General features: G+C 39.6%; 15 protein-coding genes. 10 read left to right on the top strand and 5 right to left on the bottom strand.

The window, feature by feature from the left end; genetic code table 11:
• Window positions 1-11: 11 nt before the first annotated feature.
• From CSV70_RS09890 to CSV70_RS09860, 7 genes are all read left to right on the top strand, one after another.
• Window positions 12-758, top strand: coding sequence for an ABC transporter ATP-binding protein (locus CSV70_RS09890; protein ID WP_085130822.1), 747 nt, complete (start codon window positions 12-14; stop codon window positions 756-758).
• A 185-nt stretch (window positions 759-943) separates the two neighbouring features.
• Complete coding sequence (locus CSV70_RS09885; protein WP_099627562.1) at window positions 944-1591, top strand: O-methyltransferase; 648 nt, start codon at window positions 944-946, stop codon at window positions 1589-1591.
• 214 nt (window positions 1592-1805) lie between these two features.
• Window positions 1806-2279 carry an RrF2 family transcriptional regulator gene (locus tag CSV70_RS09880; protein WP_085130818.1) on the top strand — a complete coding sequence of 158 codons (474 nt, stop codon included), beginning with the start codon at window positions 1806-1808 and terminating at the stop codon, window positions 2277-2279.
• A gap of 35 nt (window positions 2280-2314) precedes the next feature.
• On the top strand, window positions 2315-3280 hold the full coding sequence (locus CSV70_RS09875; RefSeq protein ID WP_099628861.1) for an LLM class oxidoreductase: 966 nt from the start codon (window positions 2315-2317) through the stop codon (window positions 3278-3280).
• Window positions 3281-3302: 22 nt separating this feature from the next.
• Complete coding sequence (locus CSV70_RS09870; RefSeq protein WP_085130816.1) at window positions 3303-3518, top strand: DUF896 domain-containing protein; 216 nt, start codon at window positions 3303-3305, stop codon at window positions 3516-3518.
• A 30-nt stretch (window positions 3519-3548) separates the two neighbouring features.
• A complete protein-coding gene (gene hslO, locus CSV70_RS09865) occupies window positions 3549-4412 on the top strand; it encodes an Hsp33 family molecular chaperone HslO (RefSeq protein ID WP_099628862.1) in 864 nt (287 codons plus the stop codon).
• A gap of 309 nt (window positions 4413-4721) precedes the next feature.
• A complete protein-coding gene (locus CSV70_RS09860; protein WP_099628863.1) occupies window positions 4722-5168 on the top strand; it encodes a hypothetical protein in 447 nt (148 codons plus the stop codon).
• 88 nt (window positions 5169-5256) lie between these two features.
• Here the strand turns inward: CSV70_RS09860 and CSV70_RS09855 are convergent, their stop codons facing one another.
• A complete protein-coding gene (locus CSV70_RS09855) occupies window positions 5257-6309 on the bottom strand; it encodes an acyltransferase family protein (protein WP_099661015.1) in 1053 nt (350 codons plus the stop codon).
• A gap of 238 nt (window positions 6310-6547) precedes the next feature.
• The gene (locus CSV70_RS09850; RefSeq protein WP_085130806.1) at window positions 6548-8968 is read right to left on the bottom strand and encodes a Lon protease family protein; all 2421 of its coding nucleotides are present in this window, start codon (window positions 8966-8968) and stop codon (window positions 6548-6550) included.
• A gap of 159 nt (window positions 8969-9127) precedes the next feature.
• On the opposite strand from CSV70_RS09850, the gene CSV70_RS09845 reads away from it, so the two are divergent.
• Complete coding sequence (locus tag CSV70_RS09845; RefSeq protein ID WP_085130804.1) at window positions 9128-9340, top strand: alpha/beta-type small acid-soluble spore protein; 213 nt, start codon at window positions 9128-9130, stop codon at window positions 9338-9340.
• A 451-nt stretch (window positions 9341-9791) separates the two neighbouring features.
• Window positions 9792-10769 (top strand): DUF5050 domain-containing protein, encoded by a 978-nt coding sequence (locus CSV70_RS09840; protein ID WP_099628865.1) that lies wholly within the window; start codon window positions 9792-9794, stop codon window positions 10767-10769.
• 73 nt (window positions 10770-10842) lie between these two features.
• Here the strand turns inward: CSV70_RS09840 and CSV70_RS09835 are convergent, their stop codons facing one another.
• The 3 genes from CSV70_RS09835 to ggt all read right to left on the bottom strand — a co-directional run bounded on the left by CSV70_RS09835 (window position 10843) and on the right by ggt (window position 15890).
• Entirely contained in the window at window positions 10843-11637 is a 795-nt protein-coding gene (locus CSV70_RS09835; protein WP_099628866.1) for a metal-dependent hydrolase, read from the bottom strand.
• Window positions 11638-11744: 107 nt separating this feature from the next.
• Complete coding sequence (locus CSV70_RS09830) at window positions 11745-13928, bottom strand: YhgE/Pip domain-containing protein (RefSeq protein ID WP_099628867.1); 2184 nt, start codon at window positions 13926-13928, stop codon at window positions 11745-11747.
• 207 nt (window positions 13929-14135) lie between these two features.
• Window positions 14136-15890, bottom strand: a complete 1755-nt coding sequence (gene ggt, locus CSV70_RS09825) for a gamma-glutamyltransferase (protein WP_199171611.1) — start codon at window positions 15888-15890, stop codon at window positions 14136-14138.
• 383 nt (window positions 15891-16273) lie between these two features.
• Between ggt and CSV70_RS09820 the strand changes: the two genes are divergently transcribed.
• Window positions 16274-17158, top strand: coding sequence for a D-alanyl-D-alanine carboxypeptidase family protein (locus CSV70_RS09820; RefSeq protein ID WP_099627571.1), 885 nt, complete (start codon window positions 16274-16276; stop codon window positions 17156-17158).
• The last annotated feature ends 62 nt before the right edge of the window (window positions 17159-17220 follow it).

Below are 17220 nucleotides of genomic sequence, written 5' to 3'. Positions count from 1 at the left end.
GTGGACGCCAGATGTTAGAAGTATCGAATGTTTCTAAGAGTTACTACAATGGACGCCAGACGAAAAAAGCGTTGAATGGAATAGATTTAACTGTGAGTAAAGGGGAAGTTGTAGGTTTAGTAGGAGAGAGCGGTTGTGGAAAGAGTACGCTCGCGCGTGTCGTGATGCAACTTGAATTAGCCGACAGTGGTTCCATTGCATTCAATGGTAAATTGGTTACACGGAAAAGCCGGAAATCATTTTATCAAGCAAGCCAATTAATTTTTCAAAATGCATCGGCAGCGCTGAATCCTTCCTGGACTGTGCGCGAAATATTGCTAGAGCCTCTTCGCCTGATGAAAGGAGATCGTGAAGCATATATTCGACGAATGCTTGGAAGAGTCAAATTATCGGAAACGCATTTACATAGATATCCTTCACAATTGAGTGGCGGTGAGCAGCAGCGTGTCAACTTGCTTCGTTCATTGTTAGTCGAACCCGATTTGCTCATTTGCGATGAAATCGTATCCAATTTGGATCGATTGACTCAAAGGGAAATCATTGACCTGCTTCTAGAACTCAACCGAGAAATGGATATGTCGATTTTATTCATTGCGCATGATCTGCAGGCTGTCATGTATGCATGTGATCGAATATATGTGATGAAGGATGGACGAGTGGTGGATGAGAGTGCGAAAACAGATGGAGTATTTTACTTTTCTCATTGCTATGCGAGGCAACTATTCGCCTCTGTATTAGGGAATCGAATGAGAGAGTAGAGTACTACACGGATGTACTGTATTTGTTATCTATTGACAGTTTCTCACGTTTCCGCTCATAATAAATGGCATACGGAATGCTTGATAAGCATACCGTTGATGTAGTGAAAGTCAAAGTGTTGGCGGAAAGTGTGGTAAATGAATAATATGGCATTCAACTTACTATGTGGAGGAGGATTTACATAATGGAAATGATTAACCAATATATTAACCAAACGTTCGTATCAACTGATCAAGTTCTCGAGGATGTGCTGTTATCTATCCAAGAAAATGGTATGCGCCCGATCTCGGTTTCTCCAGCTTCGGGCAAAGCGCTGACGATGCTCGTTTCGTTGACTGACGCAAAAAATGTTCTTGAAATTGGTGCGCTTGGCGGATATAGCGGTATATGTCTTGCGAGAGGATTGACGAAGGAAGGGCATTTGACTTCAATGGAACTAGAGGAATCATTCGCAAAGTTAGCCAACTCTAATTTAACGAAGGCAGGCTTTGGCGAACAAGTAACGTATAAAACCGGACCTGCTTTAGACAGCTTAGAAGCGTTGAAAGCAGAAGGAAAAACGTTTGATTTCTTTTTCATTGATGCGGACAAAGAAAATTATCGAAACTATTTAGATCGCTGTTTAGAGCTTGCTGAACCGAATGCGGTGATCGTAGCCGATAACGTGTTGGCGGGTGGTACAGTAGCCGACGCGTCCATACAAGGTAAACACTTTACGGACAATATGCGGGAGTTCAATGAATACACAGCACGGCATCCTCGTTTGACGTCAGTATTGTTGCCAATCGGTGATGGATTGACGATATCGCAAGTTAAACGGCTCCGGTCGTAGAAAAGTCCAAGTATATAGCTAGCCTGAAGACGGAACTTTACCATCTTCAGGCTAGCTTTTTCATTTGATATATAAGTGAGCACTCATTGTAGTGGTCGGAGTAGAAAACTATACTATTTTAAAATGACATGTTATTATAACGAGGACAATGTTTATCCGCGATATCAAAGAATAGATGTTTCGAATAAAAACAGTAAAAAAAGGTGATGATATCATGCATATGAAAACCGGAGTGGAACAATCTTTGTATGCCATTCTTATCTTGAACATGTTGCCGCAAAGAGCCGTATTACCAGGAGAAGCCATTAGTCAACAGCTTAACGCATCGCCGACATATACCCAAAAGATCTTACGGAAATTAGTCAGCGCGGACTTGATTACTTCTGTTCCTGGAGTGAAAGGTGGATTTAAGTTAAGAAGAAAGCCTGAAGATATTCGTGTCTATGATATATATCTAGCGATTGAAGGGAAACAATCACTCTATTCTTCAACTGGTGTTTTTCATGACTTGCTGGATTTAGAAGAAGATCGTGACTGCGCATTAACGGCTTTGATGGCAGAGGCTGAAAATTCATGGAAATCGATTTTAAAACGCGAAACGGTGGCGTCACTTTATGAAAAAATAAATACAGAATACAATCCGAAAGTACAAGCACTGCAAGAATGGCTAAAAGAAAAAATGGTGTGACAAGTTAGTAGGATTGCGAGATAGGTGGAGTTACGATGAATACATTTCAAACGCATCAAGGGTTCGCTCGAACATTTTCGGAAAATAAGCTCACACTAGGCCTTACATTTCCTATGGATCGAGCAACCGATTATCGGATGCCGATGGATATAGTTGAGCAGATAAAACTCGCCAAACAAGCAGAAGAAGCAGGATTTGCGGCATTATACGTGAGAGATTCACCGCTTTACGATCCAGACTTCGGGGATACTGGCGTGAAGCATGATCCTTTTCAACTTCTCGCATACGTAAGTGCGCATACAAGTAAAATAGCACTAGGAACCGCAAGTGTTGTCACAACGTTGCGGCATCCGCTTCACTTGGCTAAGTCAGCCGCTTCATTAGATGATCTATCCAACCAACGCTTTTTACTAGGCGTTGCAACGGGTGATCGCCCGATCGAATTCCCTGCGTTTAAAGTGAATCGAGATCGACGTGATGAATTGTTTAGAGAATCTATAAATGTAATGAAAACCGTTTGGAAAGAATCATTCCCTACGATTCAGTCTGAACGTGTAGGATTAGAAGCAGGCGATGTGATTCCGAAACCAATATTGTCGAACATCCCCATTTTAGGTACAGGATATTCTGGACAATCGCTAGAGTGGTTGGCTGAGAATACAGACGGTTGGATATTTTACGCCCAAGAAGCAAATCGTCAGCAAGAACTGATCAAGCGTTGGCGTCAAGCAACAACCGAATTTAAACCATTCATACAGCCATTAACGATTAATATATCGGAGAAACCGAATGCGTCGCCTAGACCCATTCCAATAAAAGTTGGTTTTACATCCGGTCATCAGTTTTTAATCGATTATTTGTATGCATTGCAAAATATCGGAGTAAACCATGTCGTTCTGGCGATTCGAAATGAAGATCGTCCAATAACAGACGTGATACAGGAGTTGCAAGAGTTTGTCATTCCGCACTTTAAGGCACATACTACACATTTATGCGTATAAAAAATGGAAATGAGGTAATCAAATGATTAATCAACTAGGTCGTATTAATGAATTAGCAAAAAAACAGCGTGAGGAAGGCTTAACAAACGCGGAAGTAGTTGAGCAGACTGTATTGCGTCAAGATTACTTACGCGAAATCCGCGGACAAGTCATCGGTACATTTTCAGGTTTAACAGTCATCGATCCGCTTGGCAATGATGTAACACCCGAAAAATTACGAGAAACAAAGCTAAACTAAACGTTTGGGGCTATAGGGAGGGTGTATAGAGTGAATGATTATTTAGTAAAAGCAGTAGCTTATCAAAATCAAGTACGTGCCTACGCCGTGAATTCAACCGCAACAGTAGCGGAAGCACAGCGACGACATGCGGCTTTACCAACAGCTGCAGATGCCCTCGGACGTTCCATAACGGCTGGTGTAATTCTTGGCGCTATGTTAAAAGGCGAGGAGAAATTATCGGTTAAAATCAATGGTGGCGGCCCACTCGGTACCATTATCGTGGATTCCAATGCGAAAGGTGAAGTGCGCGGCTATGTCTCGAATCCTCAAACCGACTTTGAAATGAACGAAGTGGGAAAAGCAGTCGGAACGAATGGGTTGCTAACCGTCTCAAAAGACGTCGGGCTGATGCATCCGTTCGTAGGACAAATCCCTCTCATTTCCGGGGAAATTGGAGAAGACTATACATCGTATCTATCTAAATCTGAACAAACGGCATCTGCTGTCAGAGTAGGCGTATTAGTAAATTCTGATTATACCGTAAAAGCTGCGGGTGGTTTTAATATTCAACTTATGCCGGGCGCAGATGAAGACGTGATGAAGATCATTGAAGAACGAGTGAAAGTAATTGCACCACTTTCTTCGATGATCGCGAAAGGAACTACTCCAGAACAAATACTTGAGCACATATTAGGTTCGGATCATGTCACAGTTTTAGAAAGTATGCCCGTTCAATTTCAGTGTCAATGCTCTATGGACCGGATCTCCAATGCGATTATCAGCTTAGGTAGTGAAGAAATTCAAGACATGATTCAAACCGACGGACACGCCGAAGCGAATTGCCACTTTTGCAATGAAACCTATCACTTTGATACTGCACATTTAGAAGCACTGAAAAAAGCAGCTTTATAAAGTGATGAATAATGAGTACCTGTTTGAGAAAGGGTCATGTTTGCTTAGTCATTCATGAACATTCTTATACAGGTGCTTTTTCGATTGAGTTAAGGAAGATACTGCGTGATTGATATAGATGTACTTACTATTTAGAGCTAGGATAATAATTGAACTTTTATCTCAACACAAAAAATCACCAATCGAACTAGTAAGTGATGGTATGAAACCTTTAAAACATTCATTCGTATGTAAAGTAAGTTCATAAACATGAACATCTTATTAAGGTAATAGACGTATGGAGTATTCTACAGGAAAAGAGGTAGGGAGATGGAGTACTGGGATATAACGGAAAACCCTTCAGAAGAAATCTATAGAAAACTGATCAACGCGCTCTGCGATCATTCGGATACATTTTATTTCATCACACGGAAAGAACTGACCTATAATCAGGATATATTGGAGCAATTCAAACCGTACACGTTGGAAACTTATAAAACAAAAGAGTGGGCCAATACCATAACAAAAGGTCCAGCTGCAACTGTTTTTGTTGTAGAATCAAACGACAAAACATGCAAGTTATTAAAATACCACGCGCATACGTTGTACGACTGGGTGGCACCTGATTTACCTGAAGATCTAACCTTTATGAAGAATAACTTTGCTTGGTTTTCCTGCACGACACATGAAGAATTTAGCAGTTTTTCAATCCGTTCCGACCTCTACAAAAAAATCATGCATAACATTGAAGGTTTGAAAATACAAAAGTCGGAATAACTTGAAGTGGAATGCAAAAAAATACCTGTACTACAAAACCGACATGAATGTGAAACGATTCATGAAAGTTTCGTGTACAGGTACTTTTTTATTGCGCGATTTGCGTGGTCTTTTTCTGTGAAAATCCACCAAGGAATAGCTTTCCGTGCGGCAGAAATTTGTGTATGATGATCGAAATGAAGATGGGAATGAATATACCGAATGCGGTGAACCCCACAATACCATACGTAAAGTAATCATTTAATAAAATATCCGTGAAGATATGTAAATACATAATGGTTAAGGAATGCTTTTCGATTTTTTGTAGCCAATTCAACGATAATTTAGCTGCTATGAGTTGGAACACACCAACTAACACCAATGTGAAAGAAAGTGGGATGATCAAGTCTAAGAAGAAATGGTCATAGCGTAAAAATTTCATACTCAAGTGATAGTCAATGACATGATAATGATCAAGAGTTATAGCCGTTATACTAACGAGCAATCCTGCGAGTAACCATTTTTTCGGAATGTTCATCCAAAAACTCTTCAAATAATATCCGATTGAGAAATAGACGACTGCCATAAGTGCGACATCGATGTTCCAAATCATCGGGATCGTTTGCGCCGCAGAAGATGGAGCACCGCCAATGACACGCATCGCGAACAGGCTTTCAAAGTGGGCGATACTATAAAAAATAGCTAAAATAATCAGTTGTTTCGTACGAGTAAAGTTTTTAGTCAACCATAAGAAAAACAAATAAGTAAAGAATAGAGTAGTAACAAACCAAAATACACCATAAGCCCCACGTGCAAAACGTCCGCCGACAACAAGTGTCCACATATCATGTAAATACCATGATAAGTCGGAATTCCCCGAACCAATCTCTATCCCATAACGAATCAGTGTAATGCTTACTAAGAAAAACAAATAGGGGACAATCAACTGCATAAATCGTTTTTGAATCGATAGTTTTAGTAAGCCTTTTTCCACTACGGGCTTAAAAAATAATCCGCTTAAAATGAAGAAGGCCGGCATATGAAACCAGTAGATATACTTAACAAGTGGAAAATCCAACTGCCCAGGATAATGTCCAATGACCACAAGAATCATTAAAAAACCTTTGGTGACATCTACCCAAGATAAACGTTTCTTATTCATAATCAAGCTCCTCAAGAAAACCAACGTATATCCATTGTACAGTTTTTCGACAACTTTGAAGCGAATGTAACAAAATTGACTTGAGAATGTAAGCTAATTGGAAATACATTGAAATAGTATAATAATTTCGTATAGATAATTGAAAATATGGAAATATAGACATGCGATTAAAGAAAATACCTGCGCTAGAAACTACGTGAAATGTATCCTCGCAAGCATTTCAAACGCAGGTTCTTTTTCAATTCTCTTGTTCTCTAGCAAACTCCATAAACATCCGTAATTTCGTTGCTGCTTTTCCGTAGACGGTTTCTTTGTCATAATTTCCTTGATCATCGGGATGTCCTGCTGGTGTACCAGTTAAAATTTCTATTCCTTCTTCAATCGTTCGCACTTTATAAATATGGAACTGTCCATTGCGAACAGATTCAATGACTTCATCATTTAGCATCAAGTTTTTCACATTTTGATGGGGGATGAGTACACCTTGTTTTCCTGTTAATCCTCTACTTTTACATACATTATAAAACCCTTCAATTTTCTCATTCACGCCGCCAATCGGCTGAATTTCTCCGTTTTGATTGACAGAGCCAGTGACGGCTAATCCTTGATTGATAGGAATTTCTGACAGGCTAGAAAGAATGGCATACAATTCTGTGCTTGAAGCGCTATCACCGTCAACACCGCCATAGGATTGTTCAAAAGCGATATGTGCGGTCAGTACCATTGGATACTTCTGCGCGAACTTTTGCCCTAAATATCCTCCTAATATATACACACCTTTATTATGCGTGTTCCCGCTCATTTGACTTTCTCTTTCAATATTGACAAAACCTTTCTTCCCCATAAACGTTGTAGCGGTAATGCGGGATGGTTTGCCGAAATGATATTGACCTAAATCATAGACCGCCAAGCCATTTACTTGTCCAATTTTCTCTCCTGTTGTATCAATCAGAATACTTCCTTCTTCAATACTCGCTTGGATTTTTTCTTCATATAAATTTGAGCGATATTTCTTTTCCTGAATAGCTTTTTCGATATGCTTCGCTGAAACGAGGTCGTCTCCCATAATACTTGCCCATGCATCCGCTTCGTATAGTAATTCTACTTGTAAATTAAAACGAGTGGATAATTTATTTTGATCACCGGCGATACGTGAGCTGTATTCAATGACTTTGGCAACAGCTGTCGGATCAAAATGCCGAAGCCCATGTTTTTTGCAATGTGTATGAATGAAACTAACTAACCCTGCAATATTATCTTGGTTGTATTTCATTTCTACATCAAAGTCTACGCGAATTTTGAATAATTTACGAAAATCTTCATCATGGTGATAGAGGGCTTGATATATGTCCATATTCCCAATAATTATCACTTTTACATTGAGATGAATCGGATCTGGATTGACTGATGCGGTAGCGATAATACTGGCATGTTCGCCTATATTCTCAATTTGTAATTTATGGATTAATAAGGCTCTTTTTAACCCTTCCCATGCTTGGCTTTTCGAAAAAATATCTTTTGCTTGAATGAGAAGATACCCGCCGTTTGCATCATGTAGGTAGCCAGGTTTTATTTTCGTGAAATCAGTACTCATGACGCCCATTCGATTTTCGTATTCTACTTTGCCCATCAAGTTATAAAAAGTAGGATTATCTGCAGATATGACGGGCATGCCTTTCGTTTCGCTATTATCAACTAGCACATTTATCGTATATTTTTTTAGTGCTTGATTTTCGTCTTTGAACAGACTACCAAGCTGCTTTTCGTCCTTTTTAGAAGCAGTGGATAAAAATGCCTGAAAATTATTCACGAGATCTTTTCGCACCGTTTTAATATAGTGCATTACTTCAGGACAGTCTTTGTAGTTCTTTCTTAATTCCTCAATATGAAAATCAATTGTCGTAATGGCTGTTTGATGGTCAAAGCCGGCCAATGATTTCTTCAAGTCCTGTTCGAAACGGAGTATGGTTTTCGTCGCTTCCAATATAATTTCTTGTAATTTGGCAGAGTTACTTTCGATAGCCGCTCGTTGTTCTTCGTTCAATACATGATAAGCTTCTTCACTTAAAGGATTCCCATCTTCACCAATAGGAATGGTAGCAATCGTAGAATCGGACTGCTTAAGTACAAAGCCGTTTTCGGTAGCTATTTCATTGGTCCGTTTATACACTTCGTCCACTTGGTCTTTATATTTTCGAATGATCGAGGAACGGTTCTTTAGCCGGTTTTCTTCATTAAAGGCAGTAGGGATATCTGCTTTTAAATCTTGCAACAGGTCTTCCATCGACTTTTGAAGTTGCTTACCCAATCCAACTGGAAGTTTTAGCACTTTAGGTTTGTACTCATCTTCAAAGTTATTTACATAACACCAGTCAAACAGGGTAGCTTCTTTTTCCGAAAAGTCATTAACGACGGTCGTGACAAAAGAAGTTTTACCGACGCCTTCTATTCCAGCGACGTATAGATTGTATCCGGGTTTATCCACATGTAGGCCGAAGTTCATCACGGACCGTGCACGTTGTTGTCCCACAATATTTGTAAGCTTGGCTACTTGTTCTGTTGATTCGAATGAAAACCTGGAGTAGTCCACCGCTTTTTTTAATTCTTCCGGATGTAACTCTGCTTGCCGTTTTATGGAGTCTTCATTGAAATTTTCCAATTAACTCACCTCACTCATTATTTTGCCGTTATGTTGTACATACCCTTAATGAGGTAATTACACGCAATAATCACATGAAAAACTCATTAATTTTTTTTGACTCTCGATGTATGATATTTCGAAAACTGCTCATTCTATTGTCAGAAGGAGGTGGACAACATGCCAAACAGCAATAACAACAGCAATTCAAACCAGCTTTTAGTTCCAGGTGTACAACAGGCGATCAACCAGATGAAGGAAGAGATCGCGAACGAATTCGGTGTAAACCTTGGACCAGACTCCACATCGCGTGCCAACGGATCCGTCGGCGGAGAAATTACAAAGCGATTAGTGCGTCAGGCTCAATCACAAATGAACGGTTATACGAAGTAATCGGTTCTATCCATCCAGATTAGCATGTGAAAAATCAATGTCACTATACGCTTTGATTTCTCAAAAAAGAAAAGACGACAATTCATTCGAATGTGAATGATTGTCGTCTTTTTGTATTGAAAGAAGTACTTTGATAAATAAAATTAAGCTTGTTTTAGATCATGTAGATTTACATCGAAGTATAGATTGCTAAAACTCAATTGAAGAGCCTGTCTACTGCATTTAGGAAATACTTTATTGCTCGGATGTTCAAGCTAGAAAATGAAAAGCTTTAACTGTAAAAGAAGAGCATTCATCTATTGAATAGTGATGAAGTATCTTAGTCTGCGAACATTTACATAGGTGAAACTATATACAGTTGAATAAAAATAATAATGAAAAGTATTATCAAAGTAGATTAATTATTCAGTAAATGGTATACTAAATATAAAACAATTGGAGGGATGTACAAATGAAACACTGGATACGATTTGTTGTCGTTGTCCTGTTTATTGGTCTGCTATTCCCCAATGTACTAGTATCAAAAGCAAGTGCGCTAGATGATGTTAAAGGCGATCACCATTTTGTAAATAGTTTTGCTGCTAAAGACGGAAGTAATTACTATGTAAACAGAGGACATCTCGAGGAATTAGCGGTTGGGATATATAAGGTAAGTAATGATATGAAAAAGTTCCGATTGATCAAGCAAGGGAACTACACAAATATTCAACTATATAAAGATACGATCGTCGTATTCAATGATGATCTAAATACACTACAACGGTTTTCGTTTGATGGCACACTCATCAGGGAGTATCCGCAAGTGACCAGCAGTAATTTCTTGATTGATCGGGATAGAATGTATTATCACACGGGTAAAAACGTATATGAAATCAATATTAATGGACAAGGAAATAAGTACCTATATACGTCAGAAGGCACGATTCAAGAGTTCACCGTTCACAATGGCTGGCTCTATTACGCATACTTAATACCCGCTGTTCCTCCTCCATATGACTATTCAATGAGTTTTGCACGATTCAAACTATCCAATCCACAACAAGTCGTGCCGATCATTAGTAAAGTGAATTCGATTGATTCAATTATTGTAAGAGACGGCTATATTTATTCAGTTATCGATCCACAATCTACTATGAATGCTAGGTATTTGTATCGCACGGATTATAGTGGTAATGGGTTAAAACGCATCTCCAATGTCGATTCAACTGCAGTATTTATTGGCACAAAATATATCTATTTTGTAGATAATACTGGAACTTATAAACAGTATTTTTATCGAATGGATAAAGACGGAAAGAATGCTGTGAAAGTGGGGGATTTAACAGGTTCCAAGCTTAGCGCAGAGTATCATAATGGAGCATTTTATTTTGAAATCCAAAATGTTCAACAAAATACTTTTTTTCTTCGTAGAATACTACAGACGCGCTGAAGTGCCTATTTTCATATGAGTAAAACGACTAAAACCTCCTTACCAAAGTAGGGAGGTTTTGTGGTGTTGCATGTTATTTCAGTTGAAAATCATATTTTTCACCATAACCTAATACGACTACTTCAGTGCGGTCATAATCTCTTAGTAATTTTTCGAATTCTTGATCTCTATCTACCATATTTTGGACCACGGGGAAAGCTTGTAGTAATTGTTCGTAACTCTCTTTTGATACCGCAGTATCCGCAGTAGGGAAGGTATGACTTGGAATGACCACATCTACATTTAGAAAATTACGAATCGCATAAGCTGCTTCTCTTGGTCCCATTGTAAATTGACCGGAAGAGGATAGTATAGCGACGTGGGGCTTGTATAGCTCATCAATTAGTTTCAAATCGTAGCTTAGTGCGGTGTCTCCTGAATGATACAGTGTGGGTCCATCTGTGAACTCAAATACATAACCGGAAGCTTCGCCTGCATAAATAGGAGCGCCTTCGGTTTCGCCGAATGAAGAACTATGTTTTGCGGGTACCATCGTGACATTCACATCTTCTAGTGGAATTGAGCCACCTAAATTAAGCGGGAAAATATTTTGAAATCCTTTTTGCAACAGAATCATTGCCAATTCATAGGGAGCAACGACTAAAAGTTGTGGATTTACATCCATCATTTTCTGAAGTCCACTTGTATGATCAAAATGTCCGTGAGTTAAGAAAACCGCATCAATAGTGTGAAAAAACTCTTCGGTAATGAATTCTTTTGGGCAACCAGGATTTAAATCAAAGAAAGGATCAATCAGATAGTTCTTATTCATCCGGCTGGATAGTAAGTACATCGCATGACCAAGTCTAGTAACTTTGATTTCCTTCACCTCCGAAGTATTCCGAATATACTGATATTATAATGAGTTTTATGATTGAAGTCAATATCGGATAAAAGAAACGCTTTACATTCAGCATACAAATTCTATACAACAGTTTAATGAAATAGATCGGTCTCACGTGATTTCGCTAAAAGATGATTAGTTGCTTTATTCATTCTTTCCTTGAATACGAAACCGAAAGTAATGAAGACTATTCCAACGATTGCTAAAAACAGCACACCCTTAATGGCTCGCGCCCAGACAATTCCGCCTACTGCCTCTCTCATCAAGTCAATTGCATACGTGAAAGGTAAGAAAGGATTGATCCACTGGAAAAATGAAGGTAGTAACATGATCGGATACGTACCACCGGATCCTGCAATTTGCAGCACAAGTAAGACAATAGCCATCGCTTTACCAACGTCGCCGAACACTGAAACAAGCGTATAGACAATCGACATGAACACTACGCTGATCAATATCCCAAATAAGAAAAATGCTATCGGCTCTTTGACAGTGACACCAAGCAGCACGATATCGCCGGTCGTCACGATCAGCGTTTGAATACATCCAATCAAACCGAATGTAAATAGCCGACCTACATAAATTTGTCTAGATGTGAATACACCTTCTCGGCTAATGTCTGTCGCTAGTAAGGAAATGAGTAATAAACAACCGACCCAAATCGAAAGTACGGTATAAAAAGGGGTCATCCCGGTACCATAGTTTTTGATCGGGAAAAGCTTCGTTTCATTCAATAGTATCGGTTCCTCAAAGAAGCTGCGCTCTGCTTGCGGGTTATTTTGTAGCAAATCAATGATTTCATTAATATCTGTTGAGCCTTGAATATCCTTGATACGATTCGCCAGCTGGTTCACTTTATCGTAAACGTATGGGTATTGGTTTAAAGCGTTCTCGACTTGCTGTTTACCTTGTGATAAGTGTTTGTCTGCACTAAGTAATGTTTGTTGCACTTCAGGGAAAGTATGTTGTACTTCTATTAACAACGCTTTGGCACTACTAAGAGTCTTCAATGCTTGCGTTATTTCTTTGCGGACAAAAGGTTCTATCGTGTCTGTATATTCTTTTAAGAATGAATTGGCTTGGATAGAAGTGTTCTCAGCAATCTTTTGCAAATCATTAATACTATTGTGCAATCGTTCTTCTTCACCTTGCACAAGTGCGTTCATCGTATGAGCATTTTGTTGAATTTCAGACAGTAGTTGGTGAAGATTGGTGACTTTTATTAACGCGGCATCGATCGGCTGGGACAGAGTGGCATCTGTTTGTTCACCGTTCAACCCCTCGGTTATCTTTTTAATATTCAGAAGGTCTTGCTCAAGTCCGCCCAGTTTTTCCATACTGCTGGTTACTCGGTCGTCAACCTCTTGTTTTACACGATCCCATTCAGTGAAGTCAGGTGATATTTGCTGAATCTTTTTAAGGAACTCATTCGTTTCATTCGTAATAGCCGCTATTTTTTCCAAATCCGCTTTTATACGTGGTGCAGCGGCTTCTAATCGATTTTGCGCAGTTGTTAGCTGATCAATCGTATCATTGATTGTTTGTAAGCCTGCGTTAGTAGTCCGTTTCGCTTCAGGCAATAGCTGTTGCGCTTTGTTGATAATCTGTTTGGCGGAGTTCGCATCGGTTACGATTCCTTCCAAAGTCCGCTGAATCGTCGGTAATTGCTTCTGAACGTCGAATATATATTGTTCGAATTTCTTAATATCAGGCAAGTCATTCTCAATTTCTATTCCAAGTTCATTAAACATATCGAGTACTACGCCATTGACAGTAGAAATAAAACGATTGCTTACTTTATCGACAATGACAGAAGCACCTTTTTCCGTGATTTTTGGTGCAATTGAATTCAGCTTTTCATTGACGAAATAATTGATTTCTGCTTTTTCAGGTTCTCCTGAAGTGACCGTTGCAAGTTTGCTGGAGAAATCTTTTGGAATAAAAATTGCTGCAAAATAATCACCATATTCTACTCCATCCATCGCTTCCTGGCTTGTGGTAAAAGTCCAATCCATCTCTTTATTATCTTGTAACGTTTTTATTAGTTCTTTCCCAACATCAATCTGTTTGTCACGTACCATCGCACCTTCATCTTCATTGACAATCGCAACGGGTAATTGGTCGGTATGGGCATAAGGATCCCATGTCGCGTAAATATTCAGCCATGCATACAAAGAGGGTAAAAAGGTCAGACCGCCAATCAATAGGGCAACTACCCAGTTTTTACTAATATGCTTCAAATCCAATTTAAATATATTCCAACTTGTTTTCACCATCTTACCTCTTTTCCAATAACACTTTTATTAGCTATTATGCCCATAACACCGGAATTCAACTGATTTCTTTTGTGATTGTTTGAAAACCAAAAAATAGTACAGAACTGCAGAGTTTTTTTCACATGACGGATGTTCCATTAAAAAAAGCACCTTATCCCTAGCTGATTTAGCAGGGGATAAGATGCTTTTTCTATAATAGTGGGTAATTCATTGACTCACACCAATTGCGGCGCCATTACGGCTGGAATCAGCAACACCTTTATATACGCCTTCCTTTTGATCGATAAGAATACTTTGTACGTTCCCGATCGTTGTCGGCTTGTCGCCAAATTGATGACCGAGTACACGCAAGTAATTCATTGATTCTAGTGGAATATCGCTTTCATAACGGTAGGATGATGTGCTGTTCGTATAGATTCTTGGTTCTTCTACAGCGGCTTTTAATTCCATGCCATAATCAATGGAGTGAATAATCGTTTGCAGGACGGATGTGATGATGGTCGGTCCACCAGGTGACCCAACGGATAGAACAGGCTGGCCATCTTCAAATACGATAGTTGGCGTCATGCTACTGAGAGGACGTTTATTTGGTTCCACTTGATTCGCTCCGCCTGGTACTGCGTCGAAGTCTGTTAGTTCATTATTCAAGACAATTCCGTAACCAGGTACCATGATTCCGCTACCGAATAGTTGTTCAATTGTCGTCGTGTTCGACACGACATTGCCCCATTGATCGGTTACGGAATAGTGCGTCGTCTCGCCGAGTTTATCGGGTTCAGGTTGAACAGTAGCTACAGTTGCATTCGGTTTATTTTCGTACTTCCAAGGATCTCCGGCTTTCGGATTTTTGTTCATGCGTTCCAAACTGATCAAGTTCGTCCGTTCTTGGATATACTGTGGGTTCAAAAGTCCTTTTAGCGGAACGTCCACAAAGTCAGGATCTCCAGCGTACATAGCACGGTCAGCGTATGCGAGGTGCATCGTTTCCGCAAGCAAGTGATATTTCTGCCAAGACTTTACGTTGTATTGAGATAGATTGTAGTGATCAAGAATACCAAGCATTTGAAGAAGGAATACACCACCGGAGCTAGGAGGTGGCATACTAGCAATCTGATAGCCTTTGTAATCGCCCCAAATTGGATCATCCATCGTAATTGCGTATGTACGTAAATCTTCAGATGTCATAGTGCCGCCATATTGTTGTACTGCGCCTGCGATAGCTTGTGCGATTTCTCCTTCATAGAATACGTCCGTTCCTTCGTTTTTAATTAATTCAAACGTCTTCGCTAGATCTTGCTGTATTAATATATCGCCTTCACGCATAGGCTTGCCATCAGGTACAAAAATCTTTCCTGACTCTTTAAAAGCGAGTTTCAGCTTATTCTCTTCAATGGCTTCCGCAAGCACGGAATCAATTGGAAAACCGTTTCGTGCTAAGTCAATTGCCGGTTCAATTAATTCGGACATTGGCAGCGTCCCAAAGCGTGAAAGGGCTTCCTCTAATCCTTTTAACGTTCCCGGTACACCCACTGAATTCCCACCTTCTACTCGCTTCGAGAAGGGGAGAGGTTCACCTTTTTCATCCAAAAACATATCGGGAGTAGCTCCTGCTGGTGCACGTTCACGACTGTTAATGATCTGTGTTTTGTCAGTATTGGCATCATAATACATGAGGAATCCTCCGCCGCCAATGCCAGACATCATGGGCTCTGTAACATTTAGTGCAAATTGAATAGCTACCGCTGCATCAATCGCATTCCCGCCATTCGCCAATACGTCAGCACCGACTTTTGATGCTAATGGATGTGCTGTTGTTACCATCCCATCAAGTCCAGTGGCTACTTGACGATAATTTGAATAATCCGTATCCCAGTCGCTAGCAAGTATGGTTCCTGGTAATGTACTGAATAAAAGCAAAAAACTCAATGGAAGTACTAAAATCCAATTCAATCGTTTCTTCAATCACTTCACCCTTTCAGAAATGTTTTTCCTTTACTCCAGCAGTAGCACTCCTTTCCAATTAAGTTAGATTATCGCAATTTAATAGTGCGATAGCCTGAATAATTTGATTATAGCAAACGCTTACATATATAAGTAGATTATATTTCGGATTTCGAAATTCAGTTCTAAAGTAGTTAGCGAGCGAAGAAGTTTCTAGTAATAAATAACCCACTAGCAGTCTTCCGATTTTTTACTAGTCAAACTAAATGAAACCTTTTCACTAAGAGTAGTGCACGTTTTTCACATTAAAAAGTCCTTTTATATTTTTCATACAATCTTAAGAAGCGTCCACTACCATTCTTCATACTTCTACTTCATAATGAATAGTATAGGCGGGTGTATACATGAAGAAATTACTACTGGTGTTACTCATCTGTTTGGGAATCTATGCAGTCGTTACCCAATGGAATGATGTGCAAGTGATAGAAGAGAATTGGAGTGTCTCGTCAAAGGCCATGATTCTCTTGAATGCACATACAGGTGAAGTGCTGTATGAGAAAAACAGCAAAAAACCATTACCGATTGCTAGCATGACAAAATTAATGACGCAATATATCGTGTTGAACACGATTAAAAATGGCACGATTTCCTGGGAAACTACCTATCAGCCAAGTTCCACTGTCCTCGATATGGCACAATTTGCGAGTGCTTCAAAACTCGGCATGAAAGCGAATGAAAGCTATACAGTACGCGAATTATTCACCGCGATGACGGTTATTTCAGCAAATGATGCGGCCCTTGCATTGGCTGAAATAGTAGGAGGGACGGAAGAGGAGTTCGTTGAGATCATGAATGAACAAGCACGTGCGTTTAAGTTAAAGAAAACCGTTTTCTATAATCCACATGGCTTGGATGGCAATTATTTAGGACGAGGTGAGGGGAAAGACAACTTGGCATCCGCCAAAGATATGGCTATCATTGCGGATCAACTTATTAAAACACATCCCCAAGTATTGGAGTTTACCAGCATGACACACTTCATGTCTAAACAAGGAATGAAGATGTGGAATACGAATTTATTGTTACCGGGTATGCGTATGCAAATGGATGGCGTGGATGGGTTAAAGACAGGATATACTGACGCTGCCGGTTCTTGTTTTACGGGGAGTGCAGTCTTCAATGGAGAACGTGTGATTTCCGTACTGATTGGGGTAGAGGAAGTAGACGGCGATACAATAGAACCGCGTTTTAATGTAACACGGGAAATGATGGAGCGCCATGCCAAGTGATAGGTAACTACTATCAGTGTATGGATGCAAAAATGACTAAGACTTCCGATTTCATAAAAAAT

The sequence above is a fragment of the Sporosarcina sp. P25 genome, assembly GCF_002743235.1.
GTDB lineage: Bacteria > Bacillota > Bacilli > Bacillales_A > Planococcaceae > Sporosarcina > Sporosarcina ureae_B.
The sequence above is the reverse complement of the archived record's forward strand: the minus strand, read 5'-3'. Positions and strand labels throughout refer to the sequence as shown.

What these genes read in the sequence shown, in the direction of transcription:
- CSV70_RS09885 (WP_099627562.1), top strand. Translation starts at nt 944, where the DNA reads ATGGAAATGATTAACCAATATATTAACCAAACGTTCGTATCAACTGAT.
- CSV70_RS09830 (WP_099628867.1), bottom strand. Translation starts at nt 13,928, where the DNA reads ATGGTGAAAACAAGTTGGAATATATTTAAATTGGATTTGAAGCATATT.
- CSV70_RS09890 (WP_085130822.1), top strand. Translation starts at nt 12, where the DNA reads ATGTTAGAAGTATCGAATGTTTCTAAGAGTTACTACAATGGACGCCAG.
- CSV70_RS09875 (WP_099628861.1), top strand. Translation starts at nt 2,315, where the DNA reads ATGAATACATTTCAAACGCATCAAGGGTTCGCTCGAACATTTTCGGAA.
- CSV70_RS09820 (WP_099627571.1), top strand. Translation starts at nt 16,274, where the DNA reads ATGAAGAAATTACTACTGGTGTTACTCATCTGTTTGGGAATCTATGCA.
- CSV70_RS09880 (WP_085130818.1), top strand. Translation starts at nt 1,806, where the DNA reads ATGCATATGAAAACCGGAGTGGAACAATCTTTGTATGCCATTCTTATC.
- CSV70_RS09840 (WP_099628865.1), top strand. Translation starts at nt 9,792, where the DNA reads ATGAAACACTGGATACGATTTGTTGTCGTTGTCCTGTTTATTGGTCTG.
- CSV70_RS09860 (WP_099628863.1), top strand. Translation starts at nt 4,722, where the DNA reads ATGGAGTACTGGGATATAACGGAAAACCCTTCAGAAGAAATCTATAGA.
- CSV70_RS09870 (WP_085130816.1), top strand. Translation starts at nt 3,303, where the DNA reads ATGATTAATCAACTAGGTCGTATTAATGAATTAGCAAAAAAACAGCGT.
- CSV70_RS09855 (WP_099661015.1), bottom strand. Translation starts at nt 6,309, where the DNA reads ATGAATAAGAAACGTTTATCTTGGGTAGATGTCACCAAAGGTTTTTTA.
- CSV70_RS09845 (WP_085130804.1), top strand. Translation starts at nt 9,128, where the DNA reads ATGCCAAACAGCAATAACAACAGCAATTCAAACCAGCTTTTAGTTCCA.